Below are 356 nucleotides of genomic sequence, written 5' to 3'. Positions count from 1 at the left end.
GCACACGGCAGAGCATCGACCCAGCGAAAATCGTTTTATCGCTGTCCATCTTTCGGGAGGGACAAGCGAGGTGCTGCTTTGCACGCGCCATGAAACAGGCTACGAGATTGAAAAAATCGGCGGTACGATCGATCTCCACGCCGGTCAATTGGTGGATCGCGTCGGCGTCGCCATGGGGCTCTCTTTTCCCGCGGGTCCTGCCTTGGAAGAATTGGCTCGTGAAGCAACGGGCAGCTTTCGCATTCCCTCCGCGGTCGATGGAGTATCGTTCAGCTTTTCAGGGCCGGAAGCTTCCCTGCTGCGCGCGATCAAGCAGGGAGACATCGCGCAAACTGAAATCGCCAGAGCTACAGAAC

The 356-nt window shown here is 57.6% G+C and carries 1 pseudogene; it reads left to right on the top strand.

Going from position 1 to position 356, the window contains the following annotated elements:
• Positions 1–356: pseudogene (locus MXD62_RS10485) on the top strand (O-sialoglycoprotein endopeptidase); the annotation flags it as partial.

Origin of the sequence: Frankia sp. Mgl5 (assembly GCF_023242985.1) — a bacterium.
Classification (GTDB): domain Bacteria; phylum Actinomycetota; class Actinomycetes; order Frankiales; family Frankiaceae; genus Parafrankia; species Parafrankia soli.
This window is presented reverse-complemented; position numbering and strand designations above follow the sequence as displayed.